At 59.1% G+C, this 20,458-nt stretch carries 17 protein-coding genes and 1 pseudogene; 9 read left to right on the top strand and 9 right to left on the bottom strand.

The genetic code is table 11. The features are described 5' to 3' along the window. Nucleotides 1–84 precede the first annotated feature (84 nt). Nucleotides 85–843, bottom strand: a complete 759-nt coding sequence (locus tag CLR77_RS07285; RefSeq protein ID WP_097459983.1) for a DUF2189 domain-containing protein — start codon at nt 841–843, stop codon at nt 85–87. A 79-nt stretch (nt 844–922) separates the two neighbouring features. Next, nucleotides 923–3,094 (bottom strand): FUSC family protein, encoded by a 2,172-nt coding sequence (locus tag CLR77_RS07280; protein WP_097459982.1) that lies wholly within the window; start codon nt 3,092–3,094, stop codon nt 923–925. A 244-nt stretch (nt 3,095–3,338) separates the two neighbouring features. On the opposite strand from CLR77_RS07280, the gene CLR77_RS07275 reads away from it, so the two are divergent. After that, complete coding sequence (locus CLR77_RS07275; protein WP_097459981.1) at nt 3,339–4,496, top strand: GGDEF domain-containing protein; 1,158 nt, start codon at nt 3,339–3,341, stop codon at nt 4,494–4,496. Here CLR77_RS07275 and CLR77_RS07270 read toward each other — a convergent pair. Beyond that, the gene (locus tag CLR77_RS07270) at nt 4,493–5,146 is read right to left on the bottom strand and encodes a glutathione S-transferase family protein (RefSeq protein ID WP_097459980.1); all 654 of its coding nucleotides are present in this window, start codon (nt 5,144–5,146) and stop codon (nt 4,493–4,495) included. The genes CLR77_RS07275 and CLR77_RS07270 overlap by 4 nt on opposite strands. A 168-nt stretch (nt 5,147–5,314) precedes the next feature. On the opposite strand from CLR77_RS07270, the gene CLR77_RS07265 reads away from it, so the two are divergent. Next, nucleotides 5,315–6,280 (top strand): helix-turn-helix transcriptional regulator, encoded by a 966-nt coding sequence (locus CLR77_RS07265; RefSeq protein WP_097459979.1) that lies wholly within the window; start codon nt 5,315–5,317, stop codon nt 6,278–6,280. A 201-nt stretch (nt 6,281–6,481) separates the two neighbouring features. On the opposite strand, the gene katG is transcribed toward CLR77_RS07265, so the two are convergent. Continuing rightward, nucleotides 6,482–8,713, bottom strand: coding sequence for a catalase/peroxidase HPI (katG, locus tag CLR77_RS07260; protein WP_264754683.1), 2,232 nt, complete (start codon nt 8,711–8,713; stop codon nt 6,482–6,484). 397 nt (nt 8,714–9,110) lie between these two features. Here katG and CLR77_RS07255 point away from each other — a divergent pair, with 397 nt between their 5' ends. Continuing rightward, nucleotides 9,111–10,694 (top strand): glucan biosynthesis protein, encoded by a 1,584-nt coding sequence (locus tag CLR77_RS07255; RefSeq protein ID WP_097459977.1) that lies wholly within the window; start codon nt 9,111–9,113, stop codon nt 10,692–10,694. Nucleotides 10,695–10,710: 16 nt separating this feature from the next. Further along, the gene (locus CLR77_RS07250; protein ID WP_097459976.1) at nt 10,711–11,277 is read left to right on the top strand and encodes a gamma-glutamylcyclotransferase; all 567 of its coding nucleotides are present in this window, start codon (nt 10,711–10,713) and stop codon (nt 11,275–11,277) included. A gap of 75 nt (nt 11,278–11,352) precedes the next feature. Here the strand turns inward: CLR77_RS07250 and CLR77_RS07245 are convergent, their stop codons facing one another. The 3 genes from CLR77_RS07245 to exaC all read right to left on the bottom strand — a co-directional run bounded on the left by CLR77_RS07245 (nt 11,353) and on the right by exaC (nt 14,480). Continuing rightward, nucleotides 11,353–11,760, bottom strand: coding sequence for a PaaI family thioesterase (locus CLR77_RS07245; protein ID WP_097459975.1), 408 nt, complete (start codon nt 11,758–11,760; stop codon nt 11,353–11,355). Nucleotides 11,761–11,803: 43 nt separating this feature from the next. Beyond that, nucleotides 11,804–12,595, bottom strand: a complete 792-nt coding sequence (locus tag CLR77_RS07240) for an alpha/beta fold hydrolase (RefSeq protein WP_097459974.1) — start codon at nt 12,593–12,595, stop codon at nt 11,804–11,806. A gap of 364 nt (nt 12,596–12,959) precedes the next feature. Further along, nucleotides 12,960–14,480, bottom strand: a complete 1,521-nt coding sequence (exaC, locus tag CLR77_RS07235; RefSeq protein WP_097459973.1) for an acetaldehyde dehydrogenase ExaC — start codon at nt 14,478–14,480, stop codon at nt 12,960–12,962. Nucleotides 14,481–14,742: 262 nt separating this feature from the next. On the opposite strand from exaC, the gene CLR77_RS07230 reads away from it, so the two are divergent. Further along, the gene (locus tag CLR77_RS07230; protein WP_227519842.1) at nt 14,743–15,681 is read left to right on the top strand and encodes a helix-turn-helix domain-containing protein; all 939 of its coding nucleotides are present in this window, start codon (nt 14,743–14,745) and stop codon (nt 15,679–15,681) included. 789 nt (nt 15,682–16,470) lie between these two features. Beyond that, a pseudogene (locus CLR77_RS20555) lies at nt 16,471–16,563 on the top strand (PEP-CTERM sorting domain-containing protein); the annotation flags it as partial. Between the two features lie 57 nt (nt 16,564–16,620). On the opposite strand, the gene CLR77_RS07220 reads toward CLR77_RS20555, so the two are convergent. Beyond that, the gene (locus tag CLR77_RS07220; protein WP_097459970.1) at nt 16,621–17,586 is read right to left on the bottom strand and encodes a pyridoxamine 5'-phosphate oxidase family protein; all 966 of its coding nucleotides are present in this window, start codon (nt 17,584–17,586) and stop codon (nt 16,621–16,623) included. Between the two features lie 28 nt (nt 17,587–17,614). Further along, the gene (locus CLR77_RS07215; RefSeq protein ID WP_097459969.1) at nt 17,615–18,274 is read right to left on the bottom strand and encodes a glutathione S-transferase family protein; all 660 of its coding nucleotides are present in this window, start codon (nt 18,272–18,274) and stop codon (nt 17,615–17,617) included. 115 nt (nt 18,275–18,389) lie between these two features. On the opposite strand from CLR77_RS07215, the gene CLR77_RS07210 reads away from it, so the two are divergent. The 3 genes from CLR77_RS07210 (at nt 18,390) to CLR77_RS07200 (ending at nt 20,434) form a co-directional block, all read left to right on the top strand. Continuing rightward, on the top strand, nt 18,390–19,283 hold the full coding sequence (locus CLR77_RS07210) for a LysR family transcriptional regulator (RefSeq protein WP_097459968.1): 894 nt from the start codon (nt 18,390–18,392) through the stop codon (nt 19,281–19,283). 198 nt (nt 19,284–19,481) lie between these two features. Beyond that, nucleotides 19,482–19,817 carry a DUF6763 family protein gene (locus CLR77_RS07205; RefSeq protein WP_097459967.1) on the top strand — a complete coding sequence of 112 codons (336 nt, stop codon included), beginning with the start codon at nt 19,482–19,484 and terminating at the stop codon, nt 19,815–19,817. A 245-nt stretch (nt 19,818–20,062) separates the two neighbouring features. Next, nucleotides 20,063–20,434: a TfoX/Sxy family protein gene (locus tag CLR77_RS07200; protein WP_158227138.1), complete on the top strand. Its 372-nt coding sequence runs from the start codon at nt 20,063–20,065 to the stop codon at nt 20,432–20,434. Nucleotides 20,435–20,458 lie beyond the last annotated feature (24 nt).

The following is a 20,458-nucleotide window of genomic DNA, read 5'->3' as shown; positions in this document are numbered from 1 at the left end:
AAGACTTGCAGTGTGCGCTGACGGCCCGCCATCAGCTTTGACACGGGTCAACAGAGTGGAACTTGGACAGACCTTCGCCGGGGATCAGGCGACGGTTTCAGCCTCACAACCGAAGATATTCCGGTACATGATACCGCCGGCGATAATGATCATCGGCCCCACCCAAATCAAGGGGATAAGCAGCGGAATCGCCGCCAGGATGCCGATCAGGCCCAAGAGGATGTACAGGCCGGCAAAGGTGAACCAACGCTTGGAAATCGCCTTGCGTGAGGTTTCCATCGCGGCCCAGATCGAGAGGCCTTTATCGACCATCAACGGCAGACTCAGGTAATAGGCAAATGCCAGATAGATGCCCGGTACGATCAGCAACACAAGCCCGATCATGATCAGTACACAAATCAACACAATGGCTGCCAGAAAAGTCAGCGACTTACCGTAATACGCGAAAATCATGGTCGCCCGGACAGGGGCGTCGACCGCTCGCCGCACCCCCATCATGAACAGCCCGACCGCCAGCGGCATGGTGACCAGGATAGAGACCAGTTGCTGAATCACGAAGAAGCCTGCATGGAAGTCACCATGAAGCCCAGGATTCTGAGTACCCAGCCAGACGTATCCCAACAGACGAAAAGCGCCGTTGAGCACCACCGAAATCAGGAAATAGAACACGAAAGCAAGGACAAAACTGCCTTTAACGCCCTTGGTCTTCTCCCAGGCCTCACGAATAATGTCGCCGATACGCAGCTCATACTGGCCACTGATTCCCTGCTCCACCGACCCGTAGTCTTTCAGGGTAACGGGAACCTCCAGGTCGGCTTGCGGGGCCGCATATACGTCCTTCATAAAACACTCCTTTTCGTGCAATATCGACGACAGCCCGGCGCCCATTGCCCAGGCTTCCCAGCCAGCATTATAGGCGAGATTAAGAAGTTTTAATGACCGAGGGGGCCGGATTCCGGCTGTCGGCCAGCACCGACTGCAGACTGTTGACGTCAGCCACCACACTGCCGACCAGGGAATCGACAATCTGCCAGTCCATATCCGGGCTCTCATCGCCCGCCTGCCAGACACGCCGGTTTTGCGAATAGGCCTGCTCGACACTTTCATCGACCCTGTAGGTCTGTCCGGAATGAACCGCGTCGCTGATATCTCGCATTTTGCGCTCAAAGACGTCGGCCAATGCCGCCATCGGCACCGCGCTATGGGCTGTCGCGTGCAAGTAGATCGAGAGTCGCGTGACATGCCGGGTCAGGCGTTCGAGGTGAGCGACCAGCGGAATCGCCCGACGGGTGTCGTCATGGATACGCACCGGCTCGGCCAGCATGCGTTCAAGAGAGGCCCGTGCATTGGTCGTCGCCAGCTCGGCCTGGGCCCGGATGCCGGCCAGCGGCCAGCCCGCCTCGGTTCCCCTATCCACGGCTCGCAGCACCGCCGACAGGTAGCGGGCATTGGCGTCAGTGGCATCGGCAATCTCATCCGGCAGCCGACGGTATTCCCAGCTCGGCCACAACAGGTAACCCGCCGCCAACGCAACGGCAGCGCCACCGACGGTCGTCGCCATGCGCTCGATTATGTCGATCCAGGGGCGATCGATCAGCAAGCTGAGCAACAGGATGATCAACGGCGTCAGGAATATCATCGCGACCCAGTAGTGCCGTCGCAGGAAAAACAGTGTCATGAAAAAACACGCCAGGATAGAGGCATCGATGACGGCAGAATCCCGAAACAGCCACACCAGGACTCCCGCCAGAATGGCGCCCAGCAAGGTGCCGCCGGTGCGGTGCATCGCCCGGTTGAGGGTTGCTCCCAATTGCGGCTGCAGAACGATCAGGACCGTCAGCGGTATCCAGATCCCATGAGGAATATTCCAGATGACAAAGGCTGCGGTTCCGGCGGAAGCTGCGACAGCAACCCGAATGGCATGTCGAAAAATCAATGAGTTGAACGAGAGGTTCGAACGAATCGTCGACCAGCGGAAGTTGGGGAAGGAAGGTCCATGCAACGGAGGCAGAATTCGCACGCCATGGCCCTGGCTCCCCAGGCGATCCACCACGCGCTGGGCCGTTTCCAGCTGTCTCCTGATCACGTTGATAAAGGCTTCTGCCTCTTCCAGCGATGGCAGTTCACCCGTGGTCAGGTCGATCCGGCGCCAGCGTTGCGCCCGCTCTTCCGCAGACGAGGGGTCGATGGTATCCGGCTCCTCCAGCAGGCGTTGCGCGATATCCCTGCAACCGGCCTCGATTTCCGCCAACACAGAGCCCAGCTCGGCCCTGGCCTCCTGCGGATACTTGTAGATATCGTCGAGATTCAAGGCGCCCGCCAGGCTACCTGCCGAGGCGCTGATGCGGGAAGCGGCTCGCGCCAGGACGATGAGGTCGTCGAGGAAAGCCGGTAACGTCGCCGTTTGATTGAGCGTTTCGCCCAGGGTTTGTTCGGCCTGCTCGATGGCGGCCCGGACCTTTACCTGGGCCTCCGCCAGGTCGGCCTCGCAATCGTGTTGCGGCGACGCACAGCGTACGCCCAGCAAACTCACCGCTTCCGCCAGTTGACGAAAGCTTTCGCCAATCTCGTAGCGTACCCGCCGGTACGGCCGCAGACGCCAGACGATGAGTGCCATCAGCAGCGTCCAGGAAGCGCCGACAAAATAGCTGCCGGCACAGATCAGGCTGTGTTTCCAGTCACCCGGCACTTCAATGCCGATCAGGCAGACGACCCCGCTCAGCAAGCCGACCGATGTCCCGGCCGGGCCAAACAAACGCGCCATGCCGCCCACCATGGACACTACGAACATCAACCCGACGGCCAGCCACCAGATCTCCCGGCTTCGCATACCCGCCATCAGAATCAACGGAATGATGAGCGCCATCGTACCCATTACGACCAAACGCTGGCGGTAGGGTCCCCCCGAATCCGCAATCGACAGGTTCAGGACGGCAATCGTGGCAAACATCGCCTCCAGGGGATAACCCAAGGTACGCAGCACCAGGAAAGGCACTGCAGCCGCAACCGTTCCCCTCAGGGCGGTATAGAACGCCAACCGGTTGGCGCCGGACGAGAACAGGCTGTGACGGGAGGCCGGAGCCGCTTTCTGCATGATTGACTATCCCTGCTTCGGTAAGACCCAGTCCCGTCCCGGCAACGTCCGGGAACAGGAACACACCCATACTAGAATCGGCATCGATCGTTCCGGTAGTCGACATTATGGTTGAGAAAACAAATTCGCGTCATTCACGGGACATTCCGTAAAACACGACTACACTTTCACAAATTTGCAATAATTGCCGCGACTTGGCAGAACACTAATACGTCAACCCGAAAGGACACCGGAGTTAACGACGATGGATGCCTCGACAGCTGCTTTCACACCCACCGAAGCGGCTGAAGCCAAACAGAAACTCCAGGCAGAACAACAACTGCGCAAGCGCCGTCTTGCGATGTCGTTCGCGTCCTATATGGTGACCTTCACGGTCGTCGCATTTTGCTGGTACCAGGGCATGATCCCCTTGAGGGTACTGGCGCACTACCTGATGTTCTCCATAGCGATCAACCTGGGTTTCCTGGTCGCCTTCCAGACCAATCTCAACCTGCGGTTTCGCGACCCCAGCCTGACCGCGGTGCAGATGGTTGCCTCCCTGCTCCCCGCCCTGTACGTCATGTATTTTCTCGATGCGGGCCAGGCCAGGGCCATTTTCCTGTTCATTGCGATTGTGCCCGCCCTGTATGGCATTCTCGCGCTCAATACGCGTCAGTTCCTGGCAGTGGTACTGATCTTTTTCCTGCTGTACGGCGCGCTCATGGTCATGCTCCATTGGCAGCGTCCTCAGGTATTGAGCGGGCCACTGGAGCTGCTGCAGCTATTCGCACTGATGCTGGTACTGGCGCAAATTGCCGTCATTGGCGGTTTTATCAACGGACTGCGGGAAAAGCTGCGACATCGCAACCGGGAATTGCAAAGCGCCATGGAGGAGTTGAACAGCGCTTTGGCACGGATACAGGAACTGGCCAGCCGCGATGCCCTGACCGGCGTCTTCAACCGCCGCCACCTCTTCTACGTAATGGCCAAAGAAATCAACCGCCAGCGGCGCGCCAATGGCCCCTTCAGCGTCTGCATCCTGGATATCGACTTCTTCAAACAGGTCAATGACCAGTATGGCCACATCGCTGGCGATGAAGTGCTCAAGCGCGTCGCGGAAGCAGTCATGAACGACCTGCGCAATATCGATTGCTTTGGTCGTTACGGTGGCGAGGAATTCCTGCTGATCCTCCCCCAGACCTCTCTGGAAGGTGCCAGAATCAAGGCCGAGCGGGTACGCCAGCAGATCGAGACCCTGCGGTTCCCTTCCATCGATAACGCCTTCCGGATTACGGTATCGATTGGCGTCGCCGAGCACTGGCCCGAGGAAGAGCCAGACAACACCATCAACCGGGCCGACTCGGCGCTTTACGAAGCCAAGACACAGGGCCGTAATCGTATCGTCATCGCCGACGCTTTCTAGCCCTTACCGGCGTTGGTCGCCGCCTCATGCTCGGCGGCTAAAACGGCGTCCCTTGCCATAACATCGACATAGGCCTGCCGCGACGTGATACGGTCGATATAGCGGCCGATGATCGCCGTTCGCTCCACCATCCCGAACATCGTTACCCAGTTGAGGGCCGTCCCCCACAACATGTCCGCCACCGTCGGTGCGTCCCCCAGCAGATAGGGCTTGTCGGTAATCTCGGCGACAAGGGTGGATAGCATGGTGTCGAAATCGCCATAGGGCGAGGTTGAAGGCGGAGCAGGCTCGTGTTTCAGGAAACGATCGACGATGGCGGGCTCGAAGCAACTGCCGTAATACACCAGCCAGCGCAGATAGGGTCCCCTGCGCGGATCGCCGATGGCCGGCGTCAGCCCCGCTTCAGGGAACAGGTCGCCCAGGTATATGGCAATCGCCACCTGCTCGGTAATCAGTGCTTCGCCATGCAGCAACGCCGGTACCTTGCCCAGCGGATTGATCTTCAGATAGGCCGGTTCGCGGTTTTCCCCCGCTTTCATATTCAGGATATGCAGATCGTAGGCAGCACCCAATTCTTCCAGCAGGAACAGGGTTCCGGATGAACGGGTCTGGGGGGAATGAAACAACACCAGTTTCTGGTCGGTACTCATGGCATCGGTCCTTATTCGCGGGGTCCTTGGGTTGTCGTCAGTACGACCTCGACAGCATAATCCCCCTTACCTGTCAGTTCCTGTCATATTAGGAAAGCGCTGAATCCGCCCGGGGCATTCCCGCCTGCGGAACGGAGACAGGTCACACACGGATGGGAGTTTCTTGGCGTGCGCGCTGGCCGACTACTGAAAATCCTCATGACACTGCAATCCCGCGAACTGGTGACGGCACCCGCCCTCGCCGATGCTTGTGGCGTATCGCACAGAACCATCTACCGGGACATTGAAACACTGAGCGAGCTGGGCATTCCGGTCTACGCGGACCGCGGCCCAGAGGGTGGTTATCGTCTGCTCAACGGTTACCGAACCCGCCTCAACGGCCTGTCCTCCGAAGAGGCCGAAGCGCTTTTCCTGGCAGGGTTGAGCGGTCCTGCCACCGATCTCGGTCTGGGGCCGGTCATGCCGATGGCCGAACTCAAGCTACTGGCCGCCCTGCCGCCCGATGTCCGCGCCAGTGCCGAGCGTATCCGAGCCACCTTTCTCCTCGATGCCCCGGCCTGGTTTACCGACTCGGAGCAGCCGCCGTCGTTGCCGACCATCGCCAAGGCAGTGTGGGATCAGCGACCGATACGGGTCCATTACACCAGTTGGAACGGCGAACGCGAAAGGCAACTTGAGCCACTGGGCATCGTGCTCAAGGGCGGCGCCTGGTATATCGTCGGCCAGGTGGAAGGGAGCATTCGCACCTACCGCGTCTCACGCATCCAGGAACTCAACGTCCTGGATGGCCGCTTTGAGCGACCGGAGGATTTCGACCTCGCGAAGTACTGGCACGACAGTCTCCAGCGATTGGAATCGGAGCTATATTCCCACCAGGCAAGGGTCAGGCTGACACCGCGAGGCATGCGCCTACTGGAACACCTGTATCCGAATTCCTTCCGGGCCACCACCGAGATCGATCCCGAACCGGATACAGATGGCTGGCACCGGGCCACAATACCCGTGGGAGATCCCCGCCACTCGAGCCTGGAACTGCTGCGCCTGGGCGCGGAGATCGAAGTGCTGGAACCGAAGGAGCTGCGGGATGCCCTGCGCGACACGGCCAACGCGATGCTTGATCTCTATCGCGACTAACCCCTGTCAGGACAGCGCTTCCCGGAGCCCCCAGCCGCCAAGGTCAGGCCGAACAGAAAGGCCCGAAAACTGTGGGCGAGTTGAGGCATCGGCAAAAATCTCCCCCTGAAATAAGCAACGCCCGGACATCGTATCCGGGCGTTGTTTAGGCACCTGAAAACGGCAACAGGTGCCGCCGTCTGTCTGCGTTTCCGCAGCCGATCAGGCCAGGTCGAAACGATCCGCGTTCATCACCTTGTTCCAGGCGGCGATGAAATCACCCACGAACTTCGCCTCATTTCCGGCACAGCCATAGACCTCCGCAATCGCACGTAGCTGCGAGTTGGAGCCAAAGACCAGATCCACACGCGACGCAGTCCATTTCACCCTGCCGGTCTTACGATCCTGAACCTCGAACTCCTCCGCGGCACGCGACGTCGGCTTCCACTCGTTGCCCATATCGAGCAGATTGACGAAGAAATCGTTGGTGAGCGTCCCCGGCCTGTCGGTAAACACACCATGCTGCGAGTGCTTGTGGTTGGCGTCCAACACCCGAAGCCCCCCGACCAGCACCGTCATTTCCGGCGCACCCAGCCCTAACAACTGGGCCTTGTCGAGCAGCATTTCTTCGTCTGAGACCGTGAACGCGGTACGGCGATAGTTGCGGAAACCGTCAGCCGCCGGTTCAAGCGGCGCAAAGGAGTCGATATCGGTCTGATCCTGCGTCGCATCGGTACGGCCCGGTGTGAACGGCACCGTCACGGTGTGACCGGCGTCATGCGCCGCCTTCTCGATGGCCGCGCCGCCGCCCAGCACGATCAGGTCGGCCAGGGACACCTTCTTGTTGCCGGTCTGCGCAGCATTAAAGGATGCCTGGATGCCTTCCAATACCGGCAGGACTTTCGCCAACTGCTCGGGCTGGTTGGCGGCCCAGTCCTTTTGCGGCGCCAGCCGGAGTCGGGCGCCATTGGCGCCGCCACGCATGTCGGAGCCCCGGAAGGTTGAGGCCGATGCCCAGGCAGTCGATACCAGCTCGGCCACCGAAAGCCCGGACGCCAGGATCTCGCGCTTGAGTTCGGCAACATCCCGATCGTTCACCAGTTCGTGATCGACGGCGGGCAGCGGGTCCTGCCAGATGAGTTCTTCCGCCGGTACTTCCGAACCGAGGTAACGGGCACGCGGTCCCATATCCCGGTGAGTCAGCTTGAACCAGGCCCGTGCGAACGCATCCGCGAACTCTTCCGGATTTTCGTGGAAATGCTTGGCAATCTTCCGGTAGGCCGGGTCTTCCCGCAGCGCGAGGTCTGCCGTGGTCATCATCGGCGCATGGCGTTTGTTCGGGTCTTCCGCATCGGGCACCGTACCCTGAGCCGCCGCTTCTTTCGGCGTCCACTGATGGGCGCCTGCAGGGCTCTTGGTCAGCTCCCACTCGTAGCCGAACAGGATATCCAGGTAACTCATATCCCACTGGGTCGGCGTATAGGTCCAGGCGCCCTCGATACCGCTGGTAATGGCATCGCCACCCCTGCCGGTTCCCAGGCTGTTTTTCCAGCCGAGGCCCTGGGCTTCGATGGGAGCCGCTTCGGGCTCGGGACCGACATTGGCCGGATCGCCGGCACCGTGGCATTTGCCGAAGGTATGACCGCCAGCCACCAGGGCGACGGTCTCGTAGTCGTCCATGGCCATCCTGGCGAACGTTTCGCGGATATCGCGCGCGGACGCCACAGGATCGGGGTTGCCGTCGGGACCTTCGGGGTTCACATAGATCAACCCCATCTGAACGGCAGCCAGCGGGTTCTCGAGATCGCGATCCCCGCTATACCGCTTATTGCCGAGCCAGGTGTCCTCGGCGCCCCAATAGATGTCTTCTTCCGGCTGCCAGATATCCTCACGGCCGCCGCCGAAGCCAAAGGTCTTGAAGCCCATGGATTCAAGGGCCACGTTACCCGCCAGGATAATCAGGTCCGCCCAGGACAGGCTGTTGCCGTACTTCTGCTTGATCGGCCACAACAAACGACGCGCCTTGTCCAGGTTCCCGTTATCCGGCCAGCTGTTGACCGGCGCAAATCGTTGAGAACCGGTACCCGCACCACCGCGTCCGTCACCGACGCGATAGGTACCGGCACTGTGCCAGGCCATGCGGATAAACAAGGGACCGTAATGCCCGTAGTCCGCCGGCCACCAATCCTGTGAATCCGTCATCAGCGCGCGAAGGTCACTCTTCACCGCCGCCAAATCAAGTGCCTTGAAAGCTTCGGCATAATTGAAGTCCTCGCCCAGGGGGTTGGACTTGGGAGAATGCTGATGAAGGATGCCGAGGTTGAGCTGATTCGGCCACCAATCCCGGTTAGCCGTCCCCTTATCACCAATTTTGGTCATCGCCCCATGCATAACCGGGCATTTACCTGCACCGCTTCTATTGCTGTTTTGTCCGTCCATATCACGCTCCTTCATAGCTGCATTCCGTCAACACGCGTCGAATCAAGACGACGCTGATCACCATTGTCACCGTGCATGCGAATCCCTACTGGAGAATACGCACCTTAATCTGTACCCGATGAGTTTTACCAATGGCGGTTGATAGCTTCCATTTGCATTTTATAAACAGCCTAATAGTCTAAAACTCTTATAGTCCAACACAGGTCCGACAACCCGTATTGTCCTAACGACCCGCATCGGACGCCACGGGGTCCCCTAGCATGCCCTATGCCCTGTCACCACTGCGCAAATCCACAATATCCAGACGCATCTTTCACTTTATACTCCTTGGACATATGCTCCCATGAACGGTTCGAACGGCACCCGTTCGCCAGGAACCATTGGCCCCAGGAAACCTTTCAAAGGCTGACAGATGGATCGACGTACCCTTCTCAAGATGAGCGCCGCACTGGGCGCCTTCGGCATACCGCTCTCAGTATTGCTTGACAGCCCTCGCGCCGAGGCCCGCCCCGTCGGCCCGAAAAAACCCTTCGACTATGCCTGGCTGAAAGGCCATGCCCGCGAGCTATCCGCCAAGCCCTACCGCTCGCACAAAGGTGATTTGCCAAAATCCTTAAAAGACATCTCCTGGGACGATTACCAGGCCATTCGTTTCCGTCCGGATAAATCGCTCTGGCAGGACAAGGGCAGCGACTTCCACCTGCAGTTTTTCCACCTGGGCCTGTATTTCCAGACCCCGGTCACCATGTACGAGGTGATCGACGGCGAGGCGCAGGAACTGGGCTACGATCCCCGCTATTTTGACTACAGCGGTAAGGAGCCGCTCGGTAAGTTGCCTGAGGATTTGGGCTATGCCGGCTTCCGTCTCCAGTTCCATACGGATTTCAAACGGGACCTGGCCGCGTTCCAGGGCGCCAGCTATTTCCGGGCCGTGGGCGAATCCATGCAGTACGGCATGTCCGCCAGGGGACTGGCCATCGACACGGCCCTGCCCAGCGGGGAGGAGTTCCCGGATTTCGTCGCCTTCTGGCTGGTCAAACCCAAGCCCGGCGTGGACAAGGTGACCGTCTACGCCCTGCTCGACTCGCCCAGCACCACCGGCGCCTACGTGTTCGACCTGTTTCCGGGCCGGGATATGGTGATGGACATCAGCGCAGCCCTGTATCCGCGCAAACCGATAAAGCGTCTGGGGCTTGCACCATTGACCAGCATGTACCTGGTTGGCGAGAACGACCGCCGCGTCGACGAGGACTGGCGACCGGAAATTCACGACTCCGACGGTCTGGCGATGTGGACCGGGGCCGGCGAATGGATCTGGCGACCGCTGGTCAATCCCCCGGCGCTCCGGGTCAACTCCTTCGTCGACCACAGCCCGCGCGGCTTTGGCCTGTTACAGCGGGACCGCAATTTCGATCATTATCAGGACGACGGCGTCTTCTACAACGAACGCCCAAGTACCTGGGTCGAACCTAAGGGCGATTGGGGCAAAGGCGCCGTCATGCTGGTGGAAATTCCCACCCAGACAGAAACCTTCGACAACATCGTCGCTTTCTGGAATCCGGAAAAACCCATTCCGCCCGGTCAGGAGCACCTGCTGTCCTATCGCCTGACCTGGGGGGCAAACGCTCCCCAAAGACCTTTCGAACTGGCGACCACACAAGCCACCCGCACCGGTATCGGCGGTGTCATCGGTCAGAAACATACACACTTCTCTTGGCGCTTCGCCGTCGACTTTGCCGGGGGTATGTTGTCGATGATCGGCGATAACGCCAAGGTCGAGCCCGTCATCACGGTCAGCCGCGGCAAGGTGGAAATCACCTCCGCCCGCCCCTTGCACGAGATCAAGGGCTACCGGGCCATGTTCGATCTGGTGCCGGACGACTCGGTCGAACCGATCGATATCCGTCTGTACCTGAAACAGGGCGACCAGCCGCTGACGGAAACCTGGGTGTACCAGTATTCACCGCCACCACTGAATCAACGTAAACTGAGTTAACCGGGAGTAGATAACAGTGACCGCCAACACCATCGACACCAATCAGAGCCGCTTTCGCTTTGCCGCCCACGAAAGGGTCTGGGTGTTTGGCTATGGGTCCCTGATTTTCAAGGCCGACTTCCCCTTTATCGAACGCAGACCCGCCAGGATCCAGGGTTGGACCCGACGGTTCTGGCAGGGATCACACGACCACCGGGGCACACCGGAGGCCCCCGGTCGCGTCGTGACCCTGATTGCTGAAGCCGGGACACAGTGTGAAGGCATGGCCTATCTGGTCACCGCGGATGTGTTCACCCATCTGGACTACCGGGAAAAGAACGGCTATATCCGCATTCAGACGCCCCTGTACTTTCGCGACGGCACCCAGGCCGACGGCCTGGTCTATATCGCCGGCGAGGACAATTCCGCCTTTCTGGGACCCGCGCCGGAAGCGGACATCGCCCACCAGATCGCCCATTCCACCGGCCCCAGCGGCCCTAACCGGGACTACCTGCTCAACCTGGCCAAGGCGCTACGGGACCTGTCGGAAGACGACCCTCACGTGTTTGCCATCGAGCGTCATCTGCTGGCGTTGGATGCATGAGGGCATGAAGCGGTCAGTTGAGACCACCCAAAGGCTTCAACACCTGCCTACCCGATGACGGTCGACAGCCAAGCTTCAAGCCGCCAACACCTTGAACACGCCACTGCCACGGGCAATGCGCCGCTCTTCCACAAACAGGTAACAATTGGCAAACGCCATATGGCGCCCCACCTTTTGGACATCCGTCTCGACGGTAATCCAGTCGCCCTGATGCGCACTGCCGGCATAGTCGACGGTGAGACTGACGGTCACCAGGGGGATCTGCTCGCCTTCCGCCAGGGCAGCGTTAAAGCCGAGCGCCATATCGGCAAGGCTGCTGAGAACCCCGCCATGCACGATTCCCCGGGTATTGCAGTGCTTTTCCTCAGCCCGTATGCCGATCAGCAGGCCGCGGTCGGCCGCCTTGTTGAAGATCGGCCCCAACAGCTCGCTGAACGGACTGGTGCGGAACAGCGGCTCAAACCCTTCCGGAATGTCGTACATGACGGCGTTTCTCCGTGATGATCCAACGGTTTTGACCCCAGCCTCAGGCGTAAACGTTTTCCAGAAACGCCGCCAAGGCCTGGTTGACCGGCTCGGGATGAGACAGGTTGGCCGCATGCCCTGCACCGGGAATCACCGCCAGATGCGCATTGGGCAGCTTCTCTTCCATGACCCTGGCGCGCTCCAGCGGGATGGCCACATCGGCGTCGCCGTGGACGATCAGGGTCGGCTTGTCGATCTCCGGCAAACGCTCGGTAATATCGTCACGGCTGGCCAGGGCCTGGAAGGTGCCCATGATATTAACCGGTTTAAAGCCCCGCCATTTTTCCTTCCACTCTTCAGCCTGCGCAAAATTCTGGCCGAGGATAATAAACGCAATGGCATTCCCCAGTTCGGGAGTCAGCCCCTTATTGACGAAGGTATCGATCATCTGTGTGTAGGCCGGCATCTTTTCCGCCAGCTCCGGTCCGGCCTGGCTGTCGATCATGACCAGTCCCCGGACGATGTCCGGGTGAGTCAGGGCGCAGCGCAGCGACAGGAAGCCCCCCTGGGACATGCCCGCCAGGACAGCTTCTTCGACGCCCAGATAATCCAGCAGTGCCGCCAGATCGTCGGCCGAGTCATAGTAGGTGAAAGGGGGGAGTTCGTCGGAAGCGGTCAGGCCATGGCCTCGCTCATCCCAGGTGATACAGCGGTAACGGTCGCGTAGCGCGGCAACCTGGGGCGCAAACATTTCATGGTCCATCATCAAGCCGTGGGAGAAAACCACGACGGGCCCGTCACCGCCGGTATCTTCGTAATAGAGGTGCTGGCCATTCACGTCTGCATAGGGCATTGCGTTCTCCTCGTTGGGGTGAGTCAGCGATTCCGAGCCGATGCTTCAGGGTCAACCCCTCAAGGTGCCCTTAAAATACGGCAGTGCTCGCTTGTTCCCGTCTTGTTGGCATTATTCAGAGAGGAATGATGTCGGTCGCGCATGAGGCCGGAGACTCATAACGACTTCATCGAGCATAGGGGGAGACTGGCGCTAAATCGAATGCGCAGTATTGATGGCAAACTATGAAGACGACTAATAGTCAGGCTACCACCGAATAACCGTCGCCGAGGGGTTCCAAAAGGGGCCACGACCCAGCCGGACTGGCAGGGTTGTGGCCAAAAGGGCTAAAGGCCCGAGGGACTAGTGTCCAGACAGAGTGTACTCAGAAGAAACCAAGTGGGTTGGTGTCGTAGCTGACCAGCAGGTTCTTGGTCTGCTGATAGTGTTCCAACGCCACCTTATGGGTCTCACGACCGACCCCGGACTTCTTGTAACCGCCAAAGGCAGCATGGGCCGGATACTGGTGGTAGCAGTTGGTCCAGACGCGACCCGCCTGGATGCCGCGACCCATGCGGTAGGCGCGGTTGATATCCCGGGTCCAGACGCCGGCGCCAAGGCCAAACTCAGTGTCGTTGGCAATCCGCAGCGCTTCCTCCTCATCGCGGAAGGTCGTGATACCCACCACAGGGCCAAAGATCTCTTCCTGGAAAACCCGCATCGAGTTATCACCTTTGAGCAGGGTCGGCTGGATATAGAAGCCACGGTCGAAGTCATTGCCCAGCGAAGCGACACCGCCGCCAATCAGTACCTCGACCCCTTCCTGCTTACCGATTTCGATATAGCTGAGGATCTTGTCGAACTGCTCCTTCGAAGCCTGGGCACCCACCTGCGTTTCGGTGTCCAGCGGGTTGCCCCGTACGATCTTCTGGGAACGCTCAACGACCATACCGATAAAGTCGTCATAGATGGAGGCTTCGATCAGTGCACGCGACGGACAGGTGCACACTTCACCCTGGTTGAAGAACGCCAGCACCAGGCCTTCCACGCACTTGCTCAGGAAGCTGTCCTCATGGCGCATGATGTCGGCGAAGTAGACGTTGGGTGACTTGCCGCCCAGTTCCACTGTCGACGGAATGATGTTTTCCGCAGCGCACTTGAGGATATGGGAACCGACCGGCGTCGAACCGGTGAAGGCAATCTTGGCAATCCGCTTGCTGCTCGCTAATGCCTGGCCCGCTTCGGTGCCGATACCGTTGACGATATTGATGACCCCCTTGGGCAACAGGTCGTGGATCAGCTCCATCAATACCAGGATCGAGGCTGGCGTTTGTTCGGCCGGCTTCAAGACCACACAGTTACCGGCGGCGAGGGCCGGCGCCAGTTTCCAGGCAGCCATCAGAATGGGGAAGTTCCAGGGGATAATCTGCCCGACAACACCCAGCGGCTCATGGATATGATAGGAAACCGTATTGGCATCGATTTCCGCCAAACTGCCTTCCTGGGCACGGATACAGCCCGCGAAGTAACGGAAATGGTCAGCGGCGAGGGGAATATCGGCAGCCAGCGTTTCGCGCACAGCCTTACCGTTATCCCAGGTTTCAGCGACCGCCAGCTTCTCCAGATTGGCTTCGATGCGATCGGCGATTTTCAACAGGATGTTGGAGCGTTCGGTAACAGAAGTGCTACCCCAACCTGCCTTGGCGGCATGAGCGGCGTCCAGGGCCAGATTGATATCGGCCTCATCGGAACGCGGTACTTCGCAGAAGACGTCTCCGTTTACCGGAGAGATATTCGGCATGTAACGGCCATTTACCGGCGCCACCCACTCGCCACCGATAAAGTTGCCGTAACGCTTCTGAAAACTGACAACCGAATCAGGCTGTCCAGGCTGTGCGTATATCATAAAGATCGTCCTCTTGTTCTTGTCGGTCGACGTTCGGCCGGTCCGGATCTTTCCGAAGTATCCAGCCACAAACGCTGCACTACGCGGCTCACCCGATGCCCTATGGCACCATGAGTCGTTTCTGAGCGTTCTTGGGACCACTTTATTCACTGGACAAGGCAGATACTTGTCTGATAGTACGTATCAGTTGCCTGTTAATTCAGGAACTGAAGAATAAAATAAAAACGGAGCCTAAACTCCGTTCCTGTGGAGGATGTCAGCCGTGCTTGGCGAGAATGTTGGCGGCGAACAACGATTGCGGGACATGGTGGAAAACCGGATTTGCCGGGCGGGCCCGCATGCCGAACTCAGTATCTATGACACCTATTCCCCGGCAAGTCAGGTTTGCCTGACGTCTGGAGAGCTGTTGTACTGTGGCATGATTGCCGGACGTAAGATTCTGCATGGAGGCAAGGATTTCAAGACCGAGTTCCTGCCCCAGGAATCGTTCGTCATGTCTCCGGGCGAGATCATTGCCATCGATTTTCCCGACGCCAGCGTCAAGCAACCCACCTCCTGCCTGACGATCGAAATCTCCCGTCAGCGCATTGCCCAGATCTGCGACAACCTGAATCAGGCTGCACCGCTGGAGCGTGAGTTCGAGGGCTGGCAATACCGACCCGACAGTCTGATTCACACTCACCACTCCAACGCCACGCAATCCTTGCTGGAACGCCTTGTCGAAACCTTCTTCGAAAATGCCGACGACCGCGACCTGCTGATCGATCTCGGCGTCAGCGAACTGGTCGTACGCATGCTGCGCCATCAGACCAGAGCCTTCCTGCTGGGCTATTGCCAGGCAGCCCCGGACGCCAACGGGCTGACGGCCGCGCTGAACGAACTTCGCAATAATCTCGATCAGCCACTGGATATCGACCACCTGTGCAAGCTCGCCTGTATGAGCCGCACACGCTTCTTCGCGGCGTTCAAAAGCCACATTGGCTGTTCACCTGCCGAATTCCAGCAGCAACTACGCATGCAACAGGCTTGCGCACGACTACGCCTTGGAGAGCCGGTAACCACGGTCTGCTATGCCCTGGGTTATCAGAACCTGAGCCACTTCAGCCGCCGCTTTCATCAATTCTTCGGTGTCAGTCCGCGGCAGTATCAGCAGCGCTCCCGGCATAACCAGCTTCCTGCGGTCACCAAATCGGAAAACTGACCATTTCGGTCATTTTCCCTGGCAAGCAAAGCCCGCGACACCACGACTGGCGAATACGGCATGTCACCGCGTACGCTCTTTCCGCTCATTGTCAAAAAGCTCGACACCCCGCGCTATCCACTCGCCACGTTAACCGCGGTATTGTCGGAATTATTTACACTCAAAAGCAAAGCAACCTTCCCACCTATAGCTATCTGCTTGTTTCATAAACTCCGTCTTAAATTGGCCCGGTAGTTGCTGAGGACACGTCAACGTACCCAAACGTGGTCAAAGAGTCCTTGGAGTCGTGCCATGTATAACGCTATCGTAAAAATCTTCGCAGGGCTCTTGCTGAGCACCCTGGCATCCGTAGCCTGGTCTACCCAGATCACCTGCGGCAGCACTCAACGCACAGCGACGCTGGGTCCTGCAGACGCTTGTGTCACGGGTGCGCTTTCCGGTTCTCCCGGCACCCCCAGCGCAGCGACGATCCTGGCAGCCTATCCGGGAGATCCCTGGACCAGCATCGGCAGCCTGACCGGTAATGGCTCTGATAGCTATCTGTCGGCTCAGCTGACCAGCGGCTCGTGGGGGGGCAACAACGTTGAAGGTATCTGGGGTATCGACAGCAGCTTCTGGTCGCTTTACAACGAAGCAGTTATTTCGATCCACGTTGGCAACGGCAATGGCGACCCCGACTATTTCGCCTGGTATATCACGCCGGATTCCACCAGCGGCACTTGGTCTTATGACCGTCTGACCAGTGGTGGCGGCGGCCTGTCGAACATGTTCCTCTGGGGACGCAACGTCACCAAGGTACCTGAGCCGGGCACTGTTGCTCTGCTGGGTCTCGGTTTGGTCGGTCTGGGCCTTCGCCGGCTCACCCGCAAAAACCGCCAGTAAGATCGCACTCCACCTGAATACGCCCGCTGAACGCGGGCGTTTTTGTGTGTGAAACCCTTACGGTAGCAGGTGGGGCGAAATGACAGGCGGGCTCCAATGCCACGGAATGACCGCTTCCATTCGCGTCGCTTCCGTCACCCGGAACCGCACCAGACGCAGCGCCTTATCAACGGTTGCGATCTCGGCCTCATCCCAGACGACAAACCCCTCCCCTTTCAGGGATAGCAGGTCTCCACTGTCAAAATCGACAAATAGCAGCCCTGCTCTGGGATTCAAGAGCAGGTTGCCCAACGTGTTGAAGAAGAAATTGCCCTGATAGTCAGGGAACGTCAGCTCTGTCGAGCTCTCCAGCGTGACGAACCCCGGCTTGCCGCCTCGATGGGAAACATCCACCCCCGCCACCCCATCATTTGCCGAACGCGCACCGGGATGAGCCGTCGCGATAAAGAACGTATCCGACCGTTTCAGTATCCCGCACATATCGGCATCCAGTACCGCCGACCGATGGATACGAACATTAGCGCGTAACTGCCATCCCTCTGCGTCTGCGTCGAGGGTCCGCGCCTGAATATACTTGGGGCAGTTGCCAAAGCTCTGGTCTACCCGAACGCCAAAGCCATCTGCTCCGCACCGGGAAACCCGTCCGTTTACCCGGTTACGGCGCCTTGTATGGAGCTCGATACCGAGGAGCCCCAGAGGCATCCCTGGCGCCAGGGCATCCCCCAAGCGATCGGCAGGATGCGGACGAGCATGGATCCACAACTCCCGCTCGTCCGGCGAGGTGATGAATCCCGGCGCCCCCGTCAGGATCGACGCCAGAGGATGACCAGAAGCATCAAGACTGCCGACGACCAGAAAGGGCAACTGGGCAAAGAATGCCCGATGCTGATCCGGCATGAAATCACGGATGCTGCGCTGAGCGGCAACCTGGATCTTTTCAGCGATGCCCACTCGCTGCTGAATCCAACGCTCACCCTCATGAAAAGGTGCCTCAGCGGTTTCATTTGGTCTATAGGGCGTCATTGCTATCCCTCCTGCATGCAGGTTGAGGTTAACCCGTGAGGTCCGCGAGAAGACCGATAGGGGAAGGCCTCATCGGTACGAACCGTGGCAGGGCTTCGATTCTCTTCAACCACGCCTGCAGGTGGGCATAGGGGGTCAGCGGGATATCCCCCTCCGGCGCATGGGCGGTATAGGTATAGAGTGCGAGATCGGCAATCGTCGGCGATGCACCCGTGATAAAAGGGTGCCCCTCCAGTTCGGCATCCATAAGGGAAAACAGCTTCAGCGCCGTTGCGATAGCCGCTTCCTGATCCATTGACAGTCGGAACAGGTTGATCACCCTCGATCGGGCAGGCCCGGCAGCAAGAGGCCCTGCGGCTACAGAGAGCCAACGCTGCGTGCGCGCGGCCCTCACGGCGTCTTCCGGCAGCCAGTCGTGACCGGCATCGTAACGCTTGGCCAAATACACCAGGATCGCGTTGGAGTCGGCCAGGACAAAACCGTTGTCGTCGATCACGGGCACCTGCCCGAAGGGATTCAGTGCCAGGAAGGCAGGCTCTCGCTGCTCCTGCCGCGTTAGATCGACCGGTATCACCTCGAAGGGCAATCCCAGTAATGTCAGGAACAACTGTACGCGGTGGCTATGACCTGAAATGTCAGAATGATAGAAACGGATCGGGCGCTCAGGTCTCGGGTTCAGAGAGGTCATTTCGGCAGGCTCCTATCGGCCGTCAGAGGGAGCCTTCATTCTTTGGCTTTTTGATATTGAAATAAACGAGCTAAAATGGATTTCACTACTCCATAAAACGGATTATTCTGGCCACATGGATAAGCTCAAGGCCATGCGCACCTTCGCCCAAATCGCCACTGACGGCACTCTCACCGCAGCGGCCCGCTCGCTCGGCAACTCCTTGCCGTCGGTTGTCCGTCAATTGGCGGACCTTGAAGATCATCTCAACGTCCGCCTGTTCAACCGGACGACCCGCCGGATTTCGTTAACCGAGGAGGGACGCCACTATCTTGAACGCTGCACCGAGATCCTGAGAGCTATTGACGAAGCCGAAGCCGCATTGACCGTCGATGCCACGGAGCCCAGCGGCGCGCTTGTGATCACCGCCCCCGTACCTTTCGGCCAGCTCTATGTGGCTCCGGCCGTCACCCGCTTCGTACAACGTTATGGCAAGGTGCGTTGTAAATTGCTGCTCAACGACCGGTCCCTGGACCTTCTGGAGGAGGGAATCGATGTCGGCATTCGCATCGGCCACCTGGAGGACTCCTCTCTCATCGCCCAAACCGTCAGTCAGGTGCGCCGAATAGTGGTAGCGGCGCCAGCCTATCTGGAAAAACAAGGGGTGCCGCAGCATCCGAGGGACCTGCTAAAGGGCAATGCCGTGCGGATAGCAGGTCGAGCCTTGCCTTGGGCTTTCGCCGAAGGGGAACGTCACTTCAGTTTGCCCGTCTCGGGGAACCTGGAATTCAACCAGGTGTTCCCCGCGATTGACGCCTGCCTGGAGGGCGTCGGGTTCGGCATGTTCATGTCCTATCAGGTTACGCAGCACCTGCGTTCTGGGCGCCTTCAGGCCGTGCTGCAGGACTTCGAGTTGCCTCCGCGGCCGATCAGCATTGTCTATCCTCACGCACAGCTGCTACCGACCAGGACCCGCGTATTTATCGATTGGATGAAACAGGAGTTGCGTGCAGCGCTGGTTAACGCCTGACCGCCATGCTTCAGCGCGATGGAGGCGAGCCTGGCCCCGGCCCCCGCTCAACGGCGCGCCTCCGGTAATATTGAACCGGAAGCCACGGCTTGACGACACTTCGCCGTCATCTCTTGACCGGAATCAACATCTCGGAAGGCAGATCGCCGTTTACTGTAAAGAGCGCCGGATCGCAGTTTATCGAAAGAGGAATCAATCATGGTCACCCCGCATTCCCCCACCATTGGAGACTGGTACCGCAATATCCAAAGCGGCGAGAGATTCGAAGTCGTCGCACTGGATGAAGACGCCGGTACCATCGAAATTCAAACCTATGACGGCGATGTCGATGAGATGGATCTCGCCACGTGGCACGCCAGCAACCTTGAGGTCATTGATCCACCAGAGGACCCGATGGGGTCCGTCGATGTGGATGCCGAAGAGCTCGGCTACAACGATTCCGAGCCGGCCACGGGCGGCGATGAGACGTCCTATGAAGAGGCCCTGGAATCGCTGGAGGACGAGAACGTCATTGGCCTGGACGAAGAAGAGTAACGTCGCCTGCCCGGGACAGCCTGCCGGCTCCCCGTACTTGACGGGCGATCAGCGACTGAGGCGGTAGGGTGTCAGGTCCAGCTCGGTTTGCTGACCGCTAACAACGTCCGCCAGCAGGTACCCGCAAACGTGAACCTCAGGGCGCCGGGCCACGCCGGAAGCCATCTAGGCTGACCTCACCGAGGTAGCGGTATATTAGGGGGTACCACGAAGCCTGACGGCTTCCAGACAGCCATATGAGGGGAATGAGAACGGTGGGATCGGTCAGTCAGGAATTCGTGGATTTCGTCGTAGAACAGCTGGAACCTGCCGGCAGCATTCTGTGTTCACGGCTATTCGGTGGTGTCGGCATCAAGATCGACGGCATCCAGTCCGCGCTGATTATCGGCAACACCCTGTACTTCCGCGTCGACAACGATAGCCGGCCGGATTATGTTGCGCGGGGTAGCGAGCCTTTCAACTATACCACCAGACAGCGAAAAGTTGTCGTCGAGAGCTATTACGGCGTTCCCGAGGAATGGCTTGAGGACTCAGAAAACCTATGCCACTGGGCTGCAAGGGCCAGGGCGGCCAAAAGGCCAAAGGCTACACCGCGCAAACGGAAGAAAGCATCCTGATCGCGTCCTGCTCAGGTCACCGCG

This window comes from Mangrovitalea sediminis (assembly GCF_002514725.1).
In the GTDB taxonomy this organism is placed as follows: domain Bacteria; phylum Pseudomonadota; class Gammaproteobacteria; order Pseudomonadales; family Oleiphilaceae; genus Mangrovitalea; species Mangrovitalea sediminis.
The sequence above is the reverse complement of the archived record's forward strand: the minus strand, read 5'-3'. Positions and strand labels throughout refer to the sequence as shown.